We start from the raw sequence: 20147 nt of genomic DNA, 5'->3' as shown, positions 1-20147 counted from the left end.
AGCTTTCTCCTCACTGCGCGATGATGCCGGGCTTTGCCACGGCGACGACGTTGGGGCCCGCGACCGTCGCTTCGACGATGCGGTTGGATTGGGTGTTCACGACGCGGATGACCTCGCCCTTGCCGCCGTCCTGCAGGGCCTTGCCCTGGGTCGTCAGCGTCATCGACTGGGTGGTCAGGGTGATGGTGACCATCGAGCCCTTGTCGACCATGCGCGGCGATTGCAGGTCGCGCAGGCGGACGGGCTGGTTGGTCGACACGCCGCGCTTGGGCGTCATGCCGATCAGCTGCGCGTCGGTGGCGGCGGTGTCGCTGGTGGTCTGGTCGGCGCGCACGTCCTGCCAGTCGATGTCGCCCGGGCCGATGACGTCGCCGGGAATGATCCGGCGCGACAGCACCGGGATCTGCACCACGCCGAAGGCGCGGCCCGACACCGGCAGGCGCACTTGGCTGCCGGTCACCACGATCTCGGCGGCGAAGCGGCCCTGGACCGGGCTGTAATAGAGGTTCTCCACCGCCAGCCCGCCGGCGCCCTGGGGGGCGCGCAGCTCCACCGCGCGGCTGTCCAGCTCCATCTGCAGCCGTCCGGCGGTGATGACCCGCGACAGCGCATCCGACAGAACCGCCTCCACATGCGGCATCCCGTACACCACGTCGGGCGCCAGACCCGAGCCGGACGAAGCCGTAGCCATGGCCGAGGCCGCAGCGGCCTGCCCGATGCCGAACCCCATGACCGGAACGGTCAGCAGGGCGGCGCCGAGGAGCAGGGCGGGCAGGCGGCGGTTGGCGAGGTGGCGGATCATGGCGGTGGTTCCCGATGTGAAGGCTGAAGCGAGGCGCCGGCGACGTCGGTGGCGTTACTTCATCTGGCTGGCCTGCTGCATCATCTCGTCGGTGGTCTTGATGACCTTCGAGTTCATCTCGTAGGCGCGCTGTGCGGTGATCAGGGTGGTGATCTCCTGCACGACGTTGACGTTGGAGGTCTCCAGCGCGCCCTGGGTGACGCGGCCGAAGCCGGGGGCGCCGGGGTTGCCGGTCACTGCCTGCCCGGACGCGCCGGACTCCATGAACAGGTTGTCGCCGGTGGCTTCCAGGCCGGCGGCGTTGGCGAAGGTGGCGAGCTGGATCTGGCCGACATTCTGGGTGGCGGTCTGGCCGTCCAGCTTGATCAGCACCTCGCCCGACGAGTTGATGGAGATGTCCACCGCGTTGGTCGGAACGGTGATGTTCGGCTGGATCGGATAGCCGTCGGCGGTGACGATCATGCCTTCCGGCGACAGCTTGAAGTTGCCGGCGCGGGTGTAGGCGGTGTCGCCGCTGGGCAGCGTCACCTGGAAGTAGCCCGACCCGTTGATCGCCACGTCCAGCTTGTTGTCGGTGATGTTCAGGTTGCCCTGTTCCAGCACGCGGGCCACCGCGGCGACGCGCACGCCGGCACCCACCTGCACGCCGGTCGGCACCACGGTGCCGGCATCCGACGAGGTCGAGCCGATGCGGCGGAAGTTCTGGTACAGCAGGTCTTGGAACTCGGCCCGCTGCTTCTTGTAGCCGGTGGTGGTCGAGTTGGCGATGTTGTTCGAGATCGTCTCGACGTTGAGCTGCTGGGCGATCATGCCGGTGGCGCCGATGGCGAGGCTGCGCATTCTGGTCTTCTCCTCTCGTCGTCGGTCTGGATCAGGCGGTGCGGCCCAGACGCTGAAGCATCGTGCGGATGCGCTCGTGTTCGTTGTCCATCATCTTCTGAGCGGACATGTACTGACGCTGGATGTCGATCATCTGCGTCATCTCGACCACGGGCTTCACGTTGGAACCCTCCAGCAAACCCTGTGCCACTTTCGTTTCGACCGGAGCCGGCTGCGGCTGCTCGTCGGTGACGTACAGGCCGTTGCCGACCTCGGTCATCAGCTGCTCGGTCTTGAAGGTGACGATGTTCAGCTTGGCGACCGGGCCCAGTTCGGTGGCGACGGTGCCATCGCCGCTGACCTTTACATCGCTGGTGCCGGCCGGAATGGTGATGGGCTGGCCGTTGTTGGACAGCACCGGCAGGCCGCCGGCATCCACCAGCTGGCGCTGGTCGTTCAGGCGGAAATTGCCGGCGCGGGTGTAGCGCGGGCCGCTGGCGGTATCGACGGTGAAGTAGCCCTGGCCGGTCAGCGCCAGATCCAGCGGGTTGCCGGTCTGCGTCATCGGGCCGTTGGACAGGTCGCGCACCACCGCGCGGTCCTGAACGAAGCTGACCTTCTCGTGCAGGCCGGGCTTTTCCAGATATTCGGTGAACAGCATCCGCTGGTTCTTGTAGCCGGTCGTGTTCATGTTCGCGATGTTGTTCGACGTCACGTCCAGCTGGCGTTGCAGCGCCATCTGGCGCGACAGGGCGACGTAGATCGAATTTTCCATCTTGCGGCCTCTTCACCTTGCGAACGGATCGAACGACAGCGTCCGACCGGCGAAAGGGGTATTGCAGGTGGCGTGCCAACTCCGCCGAAGCCTTGGATTCCGCGGAATGCGGGCAAGGGGCGGGCGGTCCCGCCGGGTGGGGCAGGGGATGCCGGGCAGAATCTGCCGGGGGGAGAGCGTTCCTTGCCGGGTATCACCGGGCAAAAGTCTCCCGTTCCCGCCGCACGAGGGGGTGCGGCGGGGCGTTGGCCGGCGGGCCACAATCCCCAGGGGCGATCCCAGGGGAGATGCGGTCGGCCGGCGGCGGAATCCGGGCGTGCCTGCGCTCCAATCGGACCGCGGACGCAGTGCGGGCACGGATCGCCGGTCAGTCCCAATCAAGAACCGTGCCGAAATGGTGACAGACGGGGGAAACCTGCCCGTCCGGGGCGGTCCATTCCCCACTCGAAAGGAGTTATTAACTATCCCAAAAGTAGCTTTGACCATGTCAGGCGGCGCATGCCTGAGCCGTTGCGTACCTCGAACGATCCCAGGATGTCATGGCTGCCGAAACCGATGCCGGTGAACTGACCGACGGCCTGCCCCGGAAGAAATTCAGCGGCAAGAAGCTGGTCCTGTTCGTCGTTCTTCCCCTGGTCCTGCTGATCGGCGCCGGTGCCGGCGTCTATTTCTCCGGCCTGCTCGACGGGTTGTTGGGGAAGGAGAAGCCGGCGGAGGAGGGGGAGCACGCCGCGGCGGCGGAAGGCGAGCATGGGGCCGAGGCCGGCAAGGGCGACGCCGCCCACGCCTCCCCGATCTTCTACGACCTGCCGGACATGCTGGTGAACCTGAACACCGGCAACAAGCGTCCGGCCTTCCTGAAGATCAAGATCTCCATCCAGCTGTCGAAGCCGGAGGATGTCGGGGCGGTGGAGCATGTGCTGCCGCGCATCATCGACAATTTCCAGGTCTACCTGCGCGAACTGCGCCTGGAGGACCTGCGCGGGTCGGCCGGCATGTACCGGCTGCGCCAGGAACTGCTTCTGCGCATCACCGCCGCCGCGTTCCCGGTGAAGGTGAAGGACGTGCTGTTCAAGGAAATGCTGGTCCAGTGAGGGCCCGGTCAGGTGGGGATAGGGGCCGATGAGCGACACCGGTGAACTGAGCGAAGAAGAACGGCTTGCCGCCGAATGGGCCGCATTGGCCGAGGACAGCGGCGATGTCGGCGACATGGGCGGCGGCGGGTCGACCCGCGTCCTGAACCAGGACGAGATCGACAGCCTGCTGGGCTTCGACCAGGGTGGCGCCGGCGACGGCGACAACTCCGGCATCATGGCGCTGGTCAACTCGGCGCTGGTCAACTACGAACGCCTGCCCATGCTGGAGGTGGTCTTCGACCGCCTCGTCCGCATGATGTCCACGAGCCTGCGCAATTTCACCTCCGACAACGTCGAGGTCAGCCTCGACCAGATTTCGTCGGTGCGTTTCGGCGATTACCTGAACTCCATCCCGCTGCCGGCGATGCTGTCGGTGTTCAAGGCGGAGGAGTGGGACAATTACGGCCTGATGGTCGTCGACTCCGCGCTGATCTACTCCATCGTCGACGTGCTGCTCGGCGGCCGGCGCGGGACGGCGGCGATGCGCATCGAAGGCCGTCCTTACACCACCATCGAACGCAACCTCGTGGAACGCATGGTCCATGTGGTGCTGTCCGATCTGTCCGCCGCCTTCGATCCGCTGTCGCCCGTCACCTTCCGTTTCGACCGGCTGGAGACCAACCCGCGCTTCGCCACCATCGCGCGTCCCGCCAACGCGGCGGTGCTGGTCAAGCTGCGCATCGACATGGAGGATCGCGGCGGCCGGCTGGAGCTGATGATCCCCTACGCGACGCTGGAGCCGGTGCGTGAGCTGCTGCTCCAGATGTTCATGGGCGAGAAGTTCGGCCGTGACTCGATCTGGGAAACCCATCTGGCCTCGGAACTGATGGTGACGGACGTCGATCTGTCCGCCGTGCTGGACGAGGTGACGATGACCCTGCACGACGTGCTGAACTGGCGCGTCGGCACCCGCATCCTGCTGAACGCCACCCCCGACGGCGCGATAGAACTGCGCTGCGGCGACGTGTCGATGTTCCAGGGGCGGATGGGGCGCAAGGGCGGGCACATCGCCGTCCGCCTGGAAAAGGAATTGCCCAAGCAGGAGGTCATGAGGTTATGAGTCCGCTGGTCTCCATCATCATCGACGTCGTGATGGTCGGCCTGCTGGCTGCCACCATCGCCTATGCGATCATCCTGAACCGGCAGATCATCGCGCTGCGCGAGAGCCGTGGCGAGATGGCCGAACTGATCCAGGGACTGAACGACGCGATGGGGCGGGCGGAGAGCGGCGTGCGCACGCTGAAGAAGGCGGCGAGCGACACCGGCGAGGATCTCCAGCGCACCGTCAACAAGGCGCAGACCCTGCGCGACGAACTGGAATTCATGATCGAGGCGGCCGACGCGCTGGCCAACCGGCTGGGCAACGTCGGCGAACGTGATGCCGGCCGCCGCGACAGCGGGCGCGATGGCGGCCGTTCCGTGGCGGTTGCCCCGACGCTGGCTGCGCGCAGCCCGGCGAAGGCGCCGCTGGTGGCGCCGCGCCCGGCCCTGCGCAGCCTGCCGGTCGAGGACGACCACGACCATGACGACCATGCGCCGCCGCCGGCCCGGCTGGACGTTGCGCCGCGCCGCGCCGCCGCCCGTGCCGAACCGCCGGCCGAGGCGCGCGACCCCATCACCCGTGACCCCATTACTCGTGACGGGGAAAGCCTGTCGCGGGCCGAACGCGAACTGCTTCAGGCAATCGAGAATGCCGGCAAGGGGCTTGGATGACCATGCGCACCAGTGACGGCAGGCCCGCTGCGGCGGGCAGTGAACCCAAGGTCGTGATCCGCCCGGCCGGCGCCGCCCCAACCGGCGTCCGTACCTCTCCCACGCTGGCCGCCCAGCAGGCCCAGCAGGCGCAACTGCCGGCCGTCCGCCCCGCGGCGGGAAAGGTGCCGGCGAAGAAGGGCAAGGCGAAGGCAAAGGCACGCAAGCCGGCTACGCCGCGGGTGCCCTTGACCCAGCGGCTGCGGGCGCGGATGCGCGGCGCCCGTTTCCGCCTGCTGCCGCTGACCATCTTCGTCGCGGTGCTGATGCTGGGCGTTCGGGTCGGCGATCTGTGGCGCCTTGCCACCCATGACGCTCGCCTGCCCGACTTCCCGGTCAGCCTCGCCCAGGGGCCGCAGGGCTCCACCCCGGCGACGCCGCCCGTGCAGATGGCAGCCGGTCAGGCTCCGACTGCGACCACCAAGCCGGCTGGCAAGGACGCTCCTCCGGCTCCCGGCGGCTCCAGCGGTCCGGCCAACGCTCCGGCGGCCAATGCGCCGCTGGCGCCTCTCGGTCCCATCGACAACCAGGAACTGCTCCAGCATTTCGCCGAACGCCGCGCCGAGATCGAGCGCCGCACCAAGGAGATGGAACAGCGCGAGGCCCTGCTGGCCGCCGCCGAGAAGCGGATCGACCAGAAGGTGGCGGAGATGGAGAAGACCCGCTCCGACATCCAGAAGCTGATGGCCCAGGGTGACGAGAAGCAGTCGGCCCAGCTGGAAAGCCTGGTGAAGATCTACGAGACGATGAAGCCGAAGGAAGCCGCCCGCATCTTCGAGGAACTCGACATGCCGGTGCTGCTGGGCGTCATCCAGAAGATGAAGGAACAGAAGACCGCGCCGATCCTGGCCGCCATGGATCCGGTGAAGGCCAAGGAGGTCACCTCGGCTCTGGTCGAACGCCGCGTGCCGCTGACGGCGACGGTCACGACGCCGAAGTAAAAACAACAAGCGCCCTCTCCTGGGATGGGAGAGGGCGCTTGTTGCCAAATACAATTCTTACAGGAAGCGGTTGTTCTTCGGGAAGCCGTTCGGCGGCATCTTGCCCTGGCCGGCGCGGTCGCCCATCCAGCCGGTCAGGTCGCTGACGGTGAAGTTCCGCTCGCCGTTCTTCCAGCTCAGGCCCTCGGCCAGCGTGAAGGTCTTCACGTCGGCGACGCTGGCGTCCTTGTACTTCTGAAGCTGGACTCCCTTGCCGCGGGTCATCACCGGCACCTGCTCCAACGGGAAGACCAGCATCTTGCGATTGTTGCCGATGATGGCGAGCGTGTCGCCGCTCACCGGCTGGCAGATGCGGGCGGACTTGCCGTCCTCCAAATTCAGGACCTGCTTGCCGGCGCGGGTCTGCGCCAGCACCTCCGCCTCCTCGACGCGGAAGCCGCGGCCGTCCTCCGACACCACCAGCAGGGTGCGGCCGGGCTGGTGACGGAACAGGTCGACGATGTCGACGTCGTTGCCGAGGTCGATCATCAGACGGACCGGCTCACCGAAGCCACGGCCGCGCGGCAGCTTGTCGACGCCGATGGTGAAGAATTTGCCGTTGCTGGCGAAGACCAGAAGCTTGTCGGTCGTCTCGCACCGCTCGATGAAGCCGCGCTCGTCGCCGTCCTTGTACTTCACATCCTCCGCCTCGGCGTCGGTCAGGTGGCCGCGCACCGTGCGGATCCAGCCCTTGGCCGAGCAGAGGACGGTCACAGGCTCACGCTCGACCAGCGCATCCAGCGGCACCTCGATCACCGTCGGCGCGTCGGCCACGTCGGTGCGCCGCTTGCCGAGTGCGCCGGCGCCGAACTTCTTCTTGATCTCGGCCACACCCTCGGCGATCCGCTTCCAGCGCAGGGTCTCGTCGCCCAGCAGCTCCAGCAGGCCGTTCTTCTCGGTGGTCAGCGCCTCGTGCTCGCGCCTGATCTCCATCTCCTCCAGCTTGCGCAGGTTGCGCAGGCGCATGTTGAGGATGGCATCGGCCTGCACGTCGGTCAGGGTGAAGGCGCGAATCAGTTCCTGTTTCGGCTCATCCTCCTCGCGGATGATGCGGATGACCTCGTCCAAGTTCAGGTACGCGGCAAGATAGCCGCCGAGAACCTCAAGGCGATGGTCGATCTGCTTCAGCCGGTGGGTGGAACGGCGGACCAGCACCTCGTGCCGGTGGTCGAGGAAGGCCTGGAGCACCTCGCGCAGGTTCATCACCCGCGGCACATGGTCGGCGCCCAGCACGTTCATGTTCATCGAGAAGCGGATTTCCAGGTCGGTGGCCTGGAACAGCGAGGCCATCAGCACCTCGGGATCCACGTTGCGGTTCTTCGGCACCAGGACGAGACGGACGTCCTCCGCCGATTCGTCGCGCACGTCGTCCAGCAGGATCAGTTTCTTGGCCAGCAGCAGCTCGGCGATCTTCTCGACCAGCCGGGCCTTCTGCACCTGATAGGGCATTTCGGTGACGACGATCTGCCAGGTGCCCTGGCCCAGCTTCTCCACCTCCCAGCGGGCGCGCAGGCGGAAGGCGCCGCGGCCGGTGCGGTAGGCCTCGATCACATTCTGCCGCGACTCGACCAGCAGGCCGCCGGTGGGGAAGTCCGGGCCGGGCATGAAGCCGACCAGCGTCTCGATGCTGGCGTCGCGGTGCTTGATCAGGTGGCGAAGTGCGTCGCAGATCTCGCCGACATTGTGCGGCGGGATGTTGGTAGCCATGCCGACGGCGATGCCGCTCGACCCATTGGCCAGCAGGTTGGGGAAGTTGGCGGGCAGGACCGCCGGCTCGTCGCCGTCGCCGTCATAGGTCGGGCGGAAATCGACGGCGTCCTCGTCGATGCCCTCCAGCAGGGCCTTGGCGACCTCGGTCAGGCGGGCTTCGGTGTACCGCATCGCCGCGGCGTTATCGCCGTCGATGTTGCCGAAATTGCCCTGGCCGTCGACAAGCGGATAGCGGACGGAGAAGTCCTGCGCCAGCCGCACCAGCGCGTCGTAGACGGAGGTGTCGCCGTGCGGATGGAACTTGCCGATCACGTCGCCGACGACGCGGGCCGACTTCTTGGGCGGCGTCGTCGGTTCCAGCCGGAGCTGGCTCATGGCGAACAGCAGCCGCCTGTGCACCGGCTTCAGCCCATCGCGCACGTCAGGCAGCGAGCGGGACATGATGGTGGACAGCGCGTAGCTGAGATACCGCTCGCCGAGCGCGTCGGCCAGCGGCTTTTCCAGGATTTCGGAGGCAGGGTTTTGCGGCTTCATGATGATGGGGTCTAGCAGTTTCAGGATGAGCGCGCTACCGCGTTCGCGTAACGTTCTCTCAAGCGTTCACGTGCGGGCGGCAGAGGCCCGTTCAGCACGTGGCGTTCCAGGAAATGCGCGGTCAGCCGCAACCCGTCGGCCACCGCCGCCGGCCCGCCGCCGCCGCGCCCGGCCAGGAAATCGGGCAGGGGAAGCAACCGGTCGCGGTAGGGCTCTCCCACCGACGCGGTCACCGCGCGGCCGGTGCGCGGACTGACATAGGCGAGATAGTCGTTGGCCCCCGACACCGCGCAACGGTCGAGGTCCAGGCCGAATCCGAGTTCCGCTAGCAGACCGATCTCCCACCGCACATAGGTCTCGGCCCAGGCCGGCCCGTCCAGCAGGCCGAACAGCGCGAGCAGCCCATCGAACAGGGTAGGGTGGGCTTCCCGCTCCGGCAGGGCCGCCTCCACCAGAGCGCAGGCACTGATCAGGGCGGCCAGCGCCTGTGCGTCGTCGAAGAAGTTGGCGGCAAAGCCCTTGACCGCCTCCAGCGTGAAATGGCCGAGATGCTCGGGCAGCCGGCCGCGCCAGCGGGCATGGACCAGGGTTCCCGGCTCCAGCGTGCCGCGCTGGCGCACCGAGCGTCCGCCCATCACCATGCCGGCATGGCGGCCGTGTTCGCGCGTCAGCACAGTCGCGACGGCGGACCCTTCCCCCTGGGGGCGGGAGGACAGAACGATTCCCTGATCGGACCAATCCATCGGTGCCGGTTTCGGAAGAGGTGGCGAGCTATCCTAATATAGGAAAAAATTTCGCAGAAGGAACCCTCAGCAACCGCGATAAAGGCGTGCTTGGAGCATTTATGGTTTCTTCACCAAAATGCCCATACCATCGGACCCTCAACGGTGGGAGGCCCCACCAATCGCTGACCGCCGACAGGTCCGACGAGGGGTCTTGAACACCAACATCGACCGATATCTGCTGGCGGAAAAGGCCGGAACCGAAGGCGTCTGGGATTGGGACCTGCGCAGCGACACGCTGTACCTCTCCCCCCGCTTCAAGGATTTCCTTGGGCTGCCGCCGGGCGATTCCAGCCGCGAATCCAACCGGCCGAACGACTGGCTTTCGCTGGTCCATCCGGAGGACGTCGACTGGCTGCATGCCTCGTTCGAGGCGCAGATGGTCGGGCTGTCCGTCCCCTTCCAGATCGAACACCGCGTCCGCCGCGCCGATGCGTCCGCTGCGGCGAAGCCGCACTGGCGCTGGCTGGTCTGCCGCGGCATGGCGGTGATGGACGATTCGGGCGAGCCGATCCGGCTGGTCGGGTCGGTCGCCGACATCACCGACCGCAAACATGCCGAACAGGAGCTGCGCCGCAGCGAGGAACGCTATGCGCTCGCCGCCGCGGCCAGCAACGACGGGCTCTACGACTGGGATCTGGTCACCGACCGCGTCTATTACTCGCCGCGCTGGGCCTCGCTTCTTGGGCTGTCGCCGGCGGACCTGACCGACGAGCCGCAGGAGTGGCTGGGCCGCATCCTTGCGGCCGACCGGGCCATCCTGACCAATGCCATGGCCTCCCTCGGCCGGGCGGAGCCCGAATCGGAGACAGGAGCGGAGGCGGCCTTCCAGGTCGAATACCGCATGCGCAACGCCGCCGGGGCGATCCGCTGGATGGCCTGCCGCGGCATCGCCGTTCTGGACGCCGCGGGCAAGCCGATCCGCCTCGTCGGCAGCCAGGCCGACGTGACCGACCGCAAGACCGCCGAGCAGCGCCTGCGCCAGAGCGAGGAGCGCTATGCCCTCGCCGCCGCCGGGGCCGCCGATGGGCTGTGGGACTGGCACATCGACAGCGGCGAGGTCTATTACTCGCCGCGCTGGAAGGCGATGCTCGGCTTCGAGGAGGCGGAAATCGCCGGCTTCGTCGACGAATGGTTCAACCGGGTCCTGCCGGGCGATCTCGACGGGCTGCGCACCGCGATAGGCCTGCATCTGGTCGGCGAGCGTCCGCACCTGCAACAGGAGTTCCGCATCCGCGGCAAGGGCGGGCAGGAGATGTGGATGCTGGTGCGCGGGCTGGCCGTCCGCAACGACAAGGGTTTTGCGGTCCGCATGGCCGGCTCGATGACCGACATCACGGCGCGCAAGAAGGCTGAACAGCAGATCCTGTTCAACGCCGTCCACGACAGCATGACCGGCCTGCCGAACCGCACTCTTCTGCTGGACCGCATCGGGCAGGCGCTCGACCGCAACCGCCGTGCCGGGTCCCGTCCCTTCGCCACCATCATCATCGACCTCGACCGTTTCAAGGCGATCAACGACGCGCTCGGCACCAGCGCTGGCGACCGCATGCTGCGCATCGTCGCCGAGCGGCTGGACGTCAGCCGCCGCGTCGGCGACACGCTGGCCCGGCTGTCCGCCGACGAATTCGCCGTGCTGGTGGACGAGATGGACGATGCCGGCGACGCGCTGGAGGCGGCGGAGCGGATGGCCCGTGCTATCTCCCGCCCGGTGACGTTGGCCGAGGGGCACGACGTGGTGCTGACCGCCTCCATCGGCGTGGCCTTGAGCCAGACCGGCTACGAGCGGGCGGAGGACATGCTGCGCGACGCCAGCCTCGCCATGTACCGCGCCAAGAGCGGCGGGCGGGCGCGTATCGACGTGTTCGACGCCAACCTGCGCCGGCAGGCGATGGCCGCGATGCGCATGGAGGCCGACCTGCGCGCCGCGCTGGAGCAGGGGCAGCTCTGTCTGCATTACCAGCCCATCGTCCTGCTGGAGACCGGCGCCATTGCCGGTTTCGAGGCGCTGATGCGCTGGAACCATCCAGAGCGCGGTCTGGTATCTCCGCTGGAGTTCATCCCGCTGGCCGAGGAGACCGGGCTGATCGCGCCGATGGGCCGTTGGGCGCTGGGACAGGCGGTGCGGCAATTGGCAACGTGGCAGGCGCGTTTTCCCAGGCCCGTGCCGCTATTCATGAGCGTCAATGTCTCCACCCGCCAGTTCCGTGACGACGACATCGTCGGCGCCGTGCGCGACCTGCTGGACGCAGTGCCGATCCCGCCGTCCAGCCTGAAGCTGGAACTGACCGAAAGCCTGCTTGTCCAGGATCCGGACGAATGCCGGATGCTGATGCAGAGCCTGCGCGACATGGACGTGCGGCTGTCGATCGACGATTTCGGCACCGGCTATTCGTCGCTGGCCTATCTGCACAAGCTGCCGGTGGATGTGCTGAAGATCGACCGCAGCTTCGTCCGTGCGGTCTCGACGGGGGAGGGCAACGCCGCCATCGTCCAGGTCATCGCCGGGCTTGCCACCATTTTGCGGCTGGATTGCGTGGCGGAAGGGGTGGAAACGGCGGATGAAGCGGTGTATCTGCGCGGTCTGTGCCAATACGCCCAAGGCTATCACTTCGCCCGTCCCGCCCTGCCGGAAGCGGTGGAGCGGCTGCTGGCCGCCGAGGACGAGCACATCGCCCTGCCAGCATCGGCGTAGAGCCGCTGCGAGCCGTCGTTATTTGGAGTTTCCGTGATGTCCGACCGCACCTGCGGTGAATGCACCCTGTGCTGCAAGCTGATGGGCGTGCCCGAGTTGAAGAAGCCCTCCGCCAAGTGGTGCGCGTCCTGCGACCAGGGCAAGGGCTGCTCGATCTACGAGGAGCGGCCGCAGTCCTGCCGGAACTTCCAGTGTTTCTGGCTGATGGACGAGAATTTTCCCGACGAGTTCCGCCCCGACCGCATCCACGCGCTGGCCGCTTTCAACGACGTGAAGGACAGCTGCGTCCTGCATGTCGATCCCGCCAAGCCGCGCGCCATGGGCAGCCCCGAGGTGCAGGCGCTGACCGATGCGCTGCTGAAGGTCTACTCGAAGGTGTTTTTCCTCTGCGGCAAGGAAAGCGCGATGATGCAGCGCTGAGGGGCCGGGGAGCGGGCGGAGGTCCGCCCCCCGCTTCTGTTACCGTTGAAGGCCGCTGTTGTGGACGTTCACCGCGTCCTCGATGCCGACCGCCAGCATGCGGGCGACGCAGTCGTATCCGGCGTCGTTCCCATGGACGCCGTCCGGCCCGATCAGGTCGGCCATGGTCATCCCGCGGGTTTCCACCAGAGACCGCATCACGTCGAAGCGGTGGAAGAGCCCGATGCGGTTGTCGGCGGCGATCCCGGCGATGCGGGTCAGCATCGGGGCGACGCCGGTCTTTTCCAGCATTTTCGGGGAATATTGCAGGTCCATCAGCACCACCTCGACCCCGGCGGCGCGCAGCCGCGCCACGCCCTGGCGGACCACTCGTTCGCTCAAGGACTGGTCGCCGTCGCGCAGCACCGTGTTCGCACCCACCTGCCAGATCACCAGATCGGGCTTGGCGGCCAGCGCGTCGGCTTCGATCCGCTTTTCGGTCTGGTCGTCGGTCTCGCCATTGATCCCGCGGTTGAGGACCACGATGTCGGCGTTGCGGAAGCGCTCGCTCAGATAATGGTCGAGCCGGGCCGGATAGGCCTTGTCCGGCGCACTCGCCCCCGCCCCGGCGGTGGAGGAGGAGCCGATGGCGACGATGCGGATCGGCGCGCCCGTCGCGATGCGCTGCGACAGTTGCGTCAGCGGGATCGACAGGGCGGACTCGCTCCGCGGAAGCTGGCAGTTGGTAGGCGCTGCGGACTCTGCCGCCGGGGCCGGAAGGGAAACGGCCAAGTTGGCGATGGTCAGAGTGGCGATCAGCGACAGCATGCGGACGGCGGACGGCAGGACAGACCTCAATTGCTCGCTCCGGTGCGCCGGCCGATCGACAGAGGGTCGATCATCGTCGCGACGCTTTGTGCCAGCAATTGTCCGATGCATTGGTGAACGAATTCATAAGAACGCCGTTTCGCCTCGTCCGATTCGTCGGCGAAATCGACCCGGCCGTCCTCCACCCAATGCCGCATGATGTCGTAGCGGGGGAAGTGGAAGACGTCGGAACTCTGGGACAGCCAGGACATGTAGGACACGTAGGGTGTGAAATCGATCAGCTGCGCGGTGTGCATGCTGTACTGCATGTCCATGATGACGATGTCGGCGCCGCGGCGCTGGACCTCGGCGATGCCGGATTGCAGCGCCGTGCCGAAACTCTCCAGATCCAGGCTGCGCATGGCGTCGACCGTGCCGGTCTGCCAGACGACCAGCGCCGGCCGCTGGTCCTCCACCGCCTGGGTCAGCGGGGCGACCATCGCAGGGGCCGCTTCGCCGGGCAGGCTAAGCACGGCGGTGCTGACCTCGCGGCCGGGAAGACGGCGCTTCAATTCGCTTTCAAGCCGGGCGGGATAGCCGACGATGCCGGGCTTGGGCGGGGATTTCGCGGAATGGACGACCAGCACCGACAGCGGCCGGCCGGCCGCCAGCTGGGCCGACACCCGCGGCAGACCGCTGCCGGGCGCCAGGACGGACTCCGGCACGGCACAGGCGGGATCGACGGAGGGGACAACGGGCTGGGCGGCCAGGAGGCGATCCGGCGAAGCGAACAGCGCGGCCGCCAGCAGGATTGCCGTGACGGTCAGCAATCGCCGCCCCCGCCCTTGCCCCTGCCGTCTCGCCATGCACCCCTCATGTGCCCATCTTCGTCGTGGCAGCAACCCGGTGGCGCCGCGCCCGCTCCGCCGACTGGTACCAGTTCAGGAAGCGCGCCATCAGCACCATCATGGCGATGCCCAGCACCGTAACAAGGAACTGGGCGGAAAGCGAGCCGCTGACATGGACCAGCACCGTCTGGCCGGTGAAGGACAGCAGCACGCCCAGGCAGAACACATGCAGCGACTGCCTGCCGCAGGCGAGCAGCGGGGCGGCCAGCGATCCCCGCAGCCAGGACGCCCCCGCCGGCACCAGCCACAGCACCAGATAGGCCAGCGCGAAGAAATGCAGCAGGCGCAGCGGGTCGAGGTCGGTCTTGCTGATGGGATAGAGGATCTCGGTCAGCCACACCGGGATCAGCGCGTGCAGCGGGGCGAATTTCCAGGACAGCGTCAGGAACAGGCTGGCCAGCAGGACCGCCCCGGCGGCGGCGGCCACCGGCCGGCGGAAGCGGGTCAGCGCCGTCCGAAGGTCTGGCTGGAATTGCAGAGACGCGCCCAGCACGAACAGGAACTGCCAGGTGAAGGGGTTGAAGTACCAGACACCGCCGTCCGGATAGGTCGGCAGGTTCCACCCCCACTGCCGCGCCGCCAGATAGAGCGCCGCCGATCCCGCCAGAACCCCCAGCGGCCGGCGGCGCAGGGCCGGCAGGAGAAGCGCCATACCCAGCAGAAGCACGATGTAGAGCGGCAGCACATCCAGGTTCGCCGGCCGGAATTTCAGCAGGATGGCCTGGGTCAGGGCGGTGACCGGGTCCTGGAAATAGCCGGCGATGCCCATCTCCTCCGCGAACAGCGGGCTGTCGAAGGCGCGGGCGGTGTAGGCGATCTGCGCGGTGTAGGCGAAGAACAGGATGATGTAGGTGGCGTACAGCGTCCAGCAGCGGTGCAGCACCTGTGTGGCCGCCATCGGCATTCCCTGCCGGTCCAGCGTCCGGCCATAGACCAGGGCGGCGGTGTAGCCGGAGATGAAGACGAAGATCTCGGTGGCGTCGCTCAGCCCGAAATTCCGCGGCGTGGCCCACGAGATCTGGTTGGCCGGAATGTGGTTCACGAAGATGAACCACAGGGCCAGACCGCGGAAGAAGTCCAGCCGCAGGTCGCGTGCCGCCGTCTCGTTCCCGCTCTCCGCCGCAGTGCCTTCCCTCATGGCCGCGCCTTTCATGGCCGTTCCACCTGCAAGTGTCTGCTCCACCCTCATCAACAATTCAGCAGGGCCCGGTTCCCGGGGCGCGCCTTGCAAAAGATGGGGGTGCATCCGCCGGAGTCGAGACATTAAGTGTCGAACGGGTCGGGAATGGGGTGGGCGGGCGTCGGGGCCGATGGTTGAATGGAACCCGCGGCTTCGCGCCGCAGCCTTAAACCTCTGAAATACAGACCTCAATTCCCGTTCGCACTTGATCCGGACCGTTTGCTTCCTGCATAATCCGGATAGCAAAAGAAAGCTGGGGCGGATCGGCCGGAAGGCCGGCGGCAAACCCGGATGGACGGGAGGAAACGCACACCAACGACGGGAAGCCGCGGGACTGGACGGGAGCGCCTTGCATCGGCGCCCGCCGGTTCCGCGGTTCCCGCGGTGCGCTGTCCGGGTCGGTCGAGCGTGCATCCCACTCATTCCCGCTTTCCCCGCTCACCCGGTTTTGTCCGGTCCTGTGAGGGACGGGGCCTTGACGGGTGCGGTCCGGCCGCCCCAGCGCGGGATGTCCGCCGGTCCGGCGACAAGAACGCATAACGAGAATGGACAAGGGAGCTTCTGCATGAAACGTCGTGCATTTCTGACCTCCGCCGGTGTGGGCGTCGCCGCCAGCACGCTTGCCGCCCCCGCCATCGCCCAGTCCGCGCCCGAGATCAAGTGGCGCTGCGCCTCCAGCTTCCCGAAGAGCCTCGACACCATCTATGGCGGTGCGGAGTTCGTGGCGAAGCGCGTGGCCGAGCTGACGGACGGCAAGTTCCAGATCCGCGTCTTCGCGGCTGGCGAAATCGTTCCGGCGCTCCAGGTTCTGGACGCGGTCAAGGACGGCACGATCGAGTGCGGCCACACCGTCTCCTACTATTACGTCGGCAAGGATCCGACTTTCGCCTTCGACGCGGCGATGCCGTTCGGCCTGAACGCCCGCCAGCAGAACGCCTGGATGACCCATGGCGGCGGCAAGGAGCTGATGGCGGAGTTCTTCGCCGGCCACAACCTCGTCGCCATCGGCGCCGGCAACACCGGCACCCAGATGGGCGGCTGGTTCCGCAAGGAAATCAAGACGGTCGAGGACCTGAAGGGTCTGAAGTTCCGCATCGGCGGCTATGCCGGCACCATCATGGCCAAGTTGGGCGTCGTGCCGCAGCAGATCGGCGGCGGCGACATCTATCCGGCGCTGGAAAAGGGCACCATCGACGGCGCCGAGTTCGTCGGCCCCTACGACGATGAGAAGCTCGGCTTCCAGAAGGTCGCCAAATACTACTACTATCCCGGCTGGTGGGAAGGCGGCCCGCAGGTCTCCATGCTGTTCGGCAAGGAGAAGTTCGAATCGCTGCCGCCGACCTACAAGGCAGCGCTTCAGGCGGCCTGCGCCGACGCCACGCTGGACATGCTGGGCAAGTACGACGTCCAGAACATGACCGCGCTGAAGCGTCTGGTCGCCGGCGGCACCCAACTGCGCCCGTTCCCGAACGAGGTGATGCAGGCCTGCTATCAGGCCGCCATCGAGGTCTACGAGGACGAGGCGGCGAAGAACGAGAAGTTCCGCAAGATCTACGAGGCGTGGAAGAAGTTCCGCGAGGAGGAGTATCTGTGGTTCCGCGTCGCCGAATACAGCTTCGACCGCTTCGTCTATGCGGCCCCGCCGCTTGAGAAGAAGAAGTAAGCTTCTCCTGGGAGGGGGCGGGTTTCCGCCCCCTCTCTCGACTCCTAAACCTCGATCACCAGCCCATCGTAAGCCGGCTCAACACCCTCCGGCAGAATCCGCCGCAGGCTGTCGTAGTCCATCGTGTTGTCCATGTGGGTCAGATAGGCGCGCCGCGGCTGCACCCGCTCGATCCACTCCAGCGTCAGCGCCAGATGCGCGTGCACCGGATGCGGCGGCTCGATCCGCCCGCAATCGACCATCCAGGTGTCCACGCCGGCCAATGCGTCGAAGGCCCGGTCGTCCAGCCGCACCACGTCGGTCGAATAGGCGAAGCTGCCGAACCGGTAGCCCACCGTCCGCATGTAGCCGTGGTCCTGCTCGAACGGCGTGATCTCCATCCCCCTGACGCTGAACGGCCCGTCGATCCGGTGGCTGTTCAACACCGGCCGGTAGAAGGGATAGCCCTCCGGCAGCGGATCGAAGCAGTAGGGGAAGCGGATCTCGATGTCGCGCAGATGCTCGTCCCAGCCATAGGCGTCGATCGGCGCATGCATGTGGCGGCAGATTTCGCGCAGCTCGTCGATGCCGTGGCAATGGTCGGCATGCTGGTGCGTCCACAGCACGGCGTCCAGCCGCGCGCAGCCACTGTCCAGCAACTGTTGCCGCAGGTCGGGAGAGGTGTCGACCAGCACCGACACGCCGTCCCGCTCGACCAGCACCGACGGGCGCATGCGCCGGTTCTTGCGATTGGCGGGGTCGCAACGGCCCCATTGGCCGCCGGGCACACCGGCGATCACCGGCACGCCGCGCGATCCGCCGCAGCCAAGGACGGTTACGCGCGCAGCACCGGGTGATGCGCCGGCTTCGCTCATGCAGCGGCCTTGTGCTGGGCGGCCTTGTCGAACAGGCGGAAGAAGTTGTCGGTGGTGACGCGGGCCAGTTCGTCGGCCGACACGCCCTTCACCTCTGCCACGCAGGCGGCGGTGTGAGCGACATAGGCCGGCTCGTTGCGCTTGCCGCGAAAGGGGATCGGCGCCAGATAGGGCGCGTCGGTTTCCACCAGGATGCGGTCGAGCGGCACGTCCTTCACGATGGCGCGCAGCTCTTCCGACTTCTTGAAGGTGACGATCCCTGACAGTGACAGGGTGAAGCCGTACTCCACCGCCTCCTCCGCCAGCGCCCGGCCGGAGCTGAAGCAGTGCAGCAGCCCCTTCACCGGCTGGCCGGCCGCTTCCTCCTTGACGATGCGCATGGTGTCGTCGTCGGCATCGCGGGTGTGGATGATCAGCGGCAGGCCGGTTTCCAGGCTGGCGCGGATATGCCGGCGGAAACACTCCTGCTGCTGGTCGCGCGGGCTCTTGTCATAGAAATAGTCGAGCCCGGTTTCGCCCAGCCCGATCACCTTGGGATGGCGCGACAGCTCGACCAGCCTGTCGACGGTGGTGATGGCGAACTCCTCCGCCGCCTGATGGGGATGGACCCCCACCGTGCAGAGGATGTCGTCATAGCGTTCCGCCACCGCCAGGATGCGGTCGAAGCGGCTGATGTAGGTGCAGATGGTGACCATCCGCCCGATGCCGGCCTGCCGGGCGCGGTCGACGACCGCGTCCAGCTCTTCGGCGAAATCGGGAAAGTCGAGATGGCAATGGCTGTCGACGAGCATCAGGGGAACTCAGGCCTTCGGTTCTCAGACGTAACGCGGGAAGACGCCCTGCGGCGTCGGCAGCGGCGTGCCGGCGGCCAGCGCGCCCGACGGACCCAGCGTGCCGAAGCCGCGCGCATCCGGACCCAGCGCCAGCAGGTCGAGGATCTTGGCGGAGGCGTCGGGCATCACCGGCTGGGTCAGGATCGCCAGATGGCGGATCGTCTCGGCCAGCACATAGAGCACGGTGGCCATGCGCGCCGGGTCGGTCTTCTTCAGCGCCCACGGCGCCTGTTCGTCGACATAGCGGTTGGCGTCGCCGACCACGGCCCAGATGGCGTCGAGTGCCTTGTGGAAGGCCTGCGCCCTGATCTCCGCGCGCACGATGTCCAGCATGCCGTAGGCCGAGCCGAGCAGGGCGTTGTCGGCTTGCGTGAATTCACCCGGCGTCGGCACGGCGGCGGCGCAGTTCTTGCCGATCATCGACAGGACGCGCTGCACCAGATTGCCGTAATCGTTGGCGAGGTTGCCGTTGATCCGGTTGACCATCTGCTTGTGCGAGAAGTCGCCGTCATTGCCGAACGGCACTTCGCGCAGCAGGAAATAGCGGGTCTGGTCGAGGCCGTAGGTGTTGACCAGCGAGTCCGGGGCGATGACGTTGCCCAGCGACTTCGACATCTTCTGGCCTTCGATGGTCCACCAGCCATGGGCGAAGACACGGCGGGGCGGCTGGAGACCGGCGGCCATCAGGAAGGCCGGCCAATAGACGGCGTGGAAGCGCAGGATGTCCTTGCCGACCATGTGCAGGTCGGCCGGCCAGTATTTGGCATAGTCGCCGGTGGTGTCGGGATAACCGACGGCGGTGATGTAGTTCGCCAGCGCGTCGAGCCAGACATACATGATGTGGGCGTCGTCGCCCGGCACCGGGATGCCCCACTTGAAGGTGGTGCGGCTGACCGACAAATCCTTCAGGCCCGACTTGACGAAGGACATCACCTCGTTGCGCTTGCCGGCCGGCGCGATGAAATCGGGGTTTTGCTCATAGAACTCGATCAGCCGGTCCTGCCAGGCCGAGAGCTTGAAGAAGTAGGACGGCTCCTCGACCCACTCGCACTCGGCGCCGGTCGGGGCGATCTTCTTGCCCTCGGCGTTGGTGGTCAGCTCGTCCTCGCCATAGAAGGCCTCGTCGCGGACCGAATACCAGCCGGCGTAGGAGCCGAGATAGATCTCGCCGCGATCCTTCAGCAGCGTCCACAGCGCCTGCACCGACTTGACGTGCCGCGGCTCGGTCGTGCGGATGAAGTCGTCGTTGGAATAGTTCATCAGAGACACGAGATCGCGGAAGTTCTGCGACACCCGGTCGGTGAATTCCTGCGGCGCGATGCCGGCCTTCTCCGCCGACTTCTCCACCTTCTGGCCGTGCTCGTCGGTGCCGGTCAGGAACTTCACGTCATAGCCGTCGAGGCGCATGAACCGGGCGAGGACGTCGCAGGCAAGCGTCGTGTAGGCGTGGCCGATGTGCGGCACGTCGTTCACGTAATAGATTGGCGTCGTCAGGTAGAAGGTCTTCGGCCCGGCCAT

At 66.9% G+C, this 20147-nt stretch carries 18 protein-coding genes; 7 read left to right on the top strand and 11 right to left on the bottom strand.

What is annotated here, in order from left to right:
* Window positions 1–10: 10 nt before the first annotated feature.
* From flgA to flgF, 3 genes are read right to left on the bottom strand one after another with little or no spacing between them, the layout of a single operon-like run.
* Window positions 11–802: a flagellar basal body P-ring formation chaperone FlgA gene (flgA, locus tag ABNQ39_RS06475; RefSeq protein ID WP_376959557.1), complete on the bottom strand. Its 792-nt coding sequence runs from the start codon at window positions 800–802 to the stop codon at window positions 11–13.
* Window positions 803–856: 54 nt separating this feature from the next.
* Complete coding sequence (gene flgG, locus ABNQ39_RS06470) at window positions 857–1642, bottom strand: flagellar basal-body rod protein FlgG (RefSeq protein WP_042700394.1); 786 nt, start codon at window positions 1640–1642, stop codon at window positions 857–859.
* A 31-nt stretch (window positions 1643–1673) separates the two neighbouring features.
* Complete coding sequence (gene flgF, locus ABNQ39_RS06465; protein WP_098739578.1) at window positions 1674–2396, bottom strand: flagellar basal-body rod protein FlgF; 723 nt, start codon at window positions 2394–2396, stop codon at window positions 1674–1676.
* 539 nt (window positions 2397–2935) lie between these two features.
* On the opposite strand from flgF, the gene ABNQ39_RS06460 reads away from it, so the two are divergent.
* Genes ABNQ39_RS06460 through ABNQ39_RS06445 form a run of 4 tightly spaced genes read left to right on the top strand, consistent with a single transcriptional unit; the run spans window position 2936 to window position 6225 of the window.
* The gene (locus ABNQ39_RS06460) at window positions 2936–3490 is read left to right on the top strand and encodes a flagellar basal body-associated FliL family protein (RefSeq protein WP_098739579.1); all 555 of its coding nucleotides are present in this window, start codon (window positions 2936–2938) and stop codon (window positions 3488–3490) included.
* 28 nt (window positions 3491–3518) lie between these two features.
* Entirely contained in the window at window positions 3519–4592 is a 1074-nt protein-coding gene (fliM, locus tag ABNQ39_RS06455) for a flagellar motor switch protein FliM (protein WP_085089732.1), read from the top strand.
* Window positions 4589–5245: a DUF6468 domain-containing protein gene (locus tag ABNQ39_RS06450; RefSeq protein ID WP_376959556.1), complete on the top strand. Its 657-nt coding sequence runs from the start codon at window positions 4589–4591 to the stop codon at window positions 5243–5245. The genes fliM and ABNQ39_RS06450 overlap by 4 nt, the downstream gene beginning before the upstream one ends.
* The gene (locus ABNQ39_RS06445; RefSeq protein WP_376959555.1) at window positions 5242–6225 is read left to right on the top strand and encodes a MotE family protein; all 984 of its coding nucleotides are present in this window, start codon (window positions 5242–5244) and stop codon (window positions 6223–6225) included. Before ABNQ39_RS06450 ends, ABNQ39_RS06445 begins: the two co-directional genes overlap by 4 nt.
* A gap of 57 nt (window positions 6226–6282) precedes the next feature.
* Here the strand turns inward: ABNQ39_RS06445 and parC are convergent, their stop codons facing one another.
* Both parC and recO read right to left on the bottom strand, forming a co-directional pair.
* Window positions 6283–8508 (bottom strand): DNA topoisomerase IV subunit A, encoded by a 2226-nt coding sequence (parC, locus tag ABNQ39_RS06440; RefSeq protein ID WP_376959554.1) that lies wholly within the window; start codon window positions 8506–8508, stop codon window positions 6283–6285.
* 20 nt (window positions 8509–8528) lie between these two features.
* Window positions 8529–9251 carry a DNA repair protein RecO gene (gene recO, locus ABNQ39_RS06435; protein WP_376959553.1) on the bottom strand — a complete coding sequence of 241 codons (723 nt, stop codon included), beginning with the start codon at window positions 9249–9251 and terminating at the stop codon, window positions 8529–8531.
* 193 nt (window positions 9252–9444) lie between these two features.
* Here recO and ABNQ39_RS06430 point away from each other — a divergent pair, with 193 nt between their 5' ends.
* The gene (locus ABNQ39_RS06430) at window positions 9445–11985 is read left to right on the top strand and encodes a sensor domain-containing protein (RefSeq protein WP_376959552.1); all 2541 of its coding nucleotides are present in this window, start codon (window positions 9445–9447) and stop codon (window positions 11983–11985) included.
* 36 nt (window positions 11986–12021) lie between these two features.
* On the top strand, window positions 12022–12405 hold the full coding sequence (locus ABNQ39_RS06425) for a hypothetical protein (protein ID WP_109096859.1): 384 nt from the start codon (window positions 12022–12024) through the stop codon (window positions 12403–12405).
* A 39-nt stretch (window positions 12406–12444) separates the two neighbouring features.
* On the opposite strand, the gene ABNQ39_RS06420 is transcribed toward ABNQ39_RS06425, so the two are convergent.
* Genes ABNQ39_RS06420 through ABNQ39_RS06410 form a run of 3 tightly spaced genes read right to left on the bottom strand, consistent with a single transcriptional unit; the run spans window position 12445 to window position 15237 of the window.
* Window positions 12445–13242 carry an SGNH/GDSL hydrolase family protein gene (locus tag ABNQ39_RS06420; RefSeq protein ID WP_376959551.1) on the bottom strand — a complete coding sequence of 266 codons (798 nt, stop codon included), beginning with the start codon at window positions 13240–13242 and terminating at the stop codon, window positions 12445–12447.
* Entirely contained in the window at window positions 13239–14057 is an 819-nt protein-coding gene (locus ABNQ39_RS06415; protein WP_376959550.1) for a hypothetical protein, read from the bottom strand. The genes ABNQ39_RS06420 and ABNQ39_RS06415 overlap by 4 nt, the downstream gene beginning before the upstream one ends.
* Window positions 14058–14064: 7 nt before the next feature.
* The gene (locus ABNQ39_RS06410) at window positions 14065–15237 is read right to left on the bottom strand and encodes an OpgC family protein (RefSeq protein WP_376959549.1); all 1173 of its coding nucleotides are present in this window, start codon (window positions 15235–15237) and stop codon (window positions 14065–14067) included.
* A 607-nt stretch (window positions 15238–15844) separates the two neighbouring features.
* Here ABNQ39_RS06410 and ABNQ39_RS06405 point away from each other — a divergent pair.
* A complete protein-coding gene (locus ABNQ39_RS06405) occupies window positions 15845–16942 on the top strand; it encodes a TRAP transporter substrate-binding protein (protein WP_376959548.1) in 1098 nt (365 codons plus the stop codon).
* A gap of 44 nt (window positions 16943–16986) precedes the next feature.
* Here the strand turns inward: ABNQ39_RS06405 and ABNQ39_RS06400 are convergent, their stop codons facing one another.
* Genes ABNQ39_RS06400 through metG form a run of 3 tightly spaced genes read right to left on the bottom strand, consistent with a single transcriptional unit; the run spans window position 16987 to window position 20147 of the window.
* Window positions 16987–17796, bottom strand: coding sequence for an MBL fold metallo-hydrolase (locus ABNQ39_RS06400; RefSeq protein WP_376959547.1), 810 nt, complete (start codon window positions 17794–17796; stop codon window positions 16987–16989).
* The gene (locus ABNQ39_RS06395) at window positions 17793–18587 is read right to left on the bottom strand and encodes a TatD family hydrolase (protein WP_376959546.1); all 795 of its coding nucleotides are present in this window, start codon (window positions 18585–18587) and stop codon (window positions 17793–17795) included. Before ABNQ39_RS06395 ends, ABNQ39_RS06400 begins: the two co-directional genes overlap by 4 nt.
* A gap of 24 nt (window positions 18588–18611) precedes the next feature.
* Window positions 18612–20147, bottom strand: coding sequence for a methionine--tRNA ligase (metG, locus tag ABNQ39_RS06390; RefSeq protein ID WP_376959545.1), 1536 nt, complete (start codon window positions 20145–20147; stop codon window positions 18612–18614).

The sequence above is a fragment of the Azospirillum sp. A26 genome (assembly GCF_042604635.1).
Classification (GTDB): domain Bacteria; phylum Pseudomonadota; class Alphaproteobacteria; order Azospirillales; family Azospirillaceae; genus Azospirillum; species Azospirillum palustre.
This window is presented reverse-complemented; position numbering and strand designations above follow the sequence as displayed.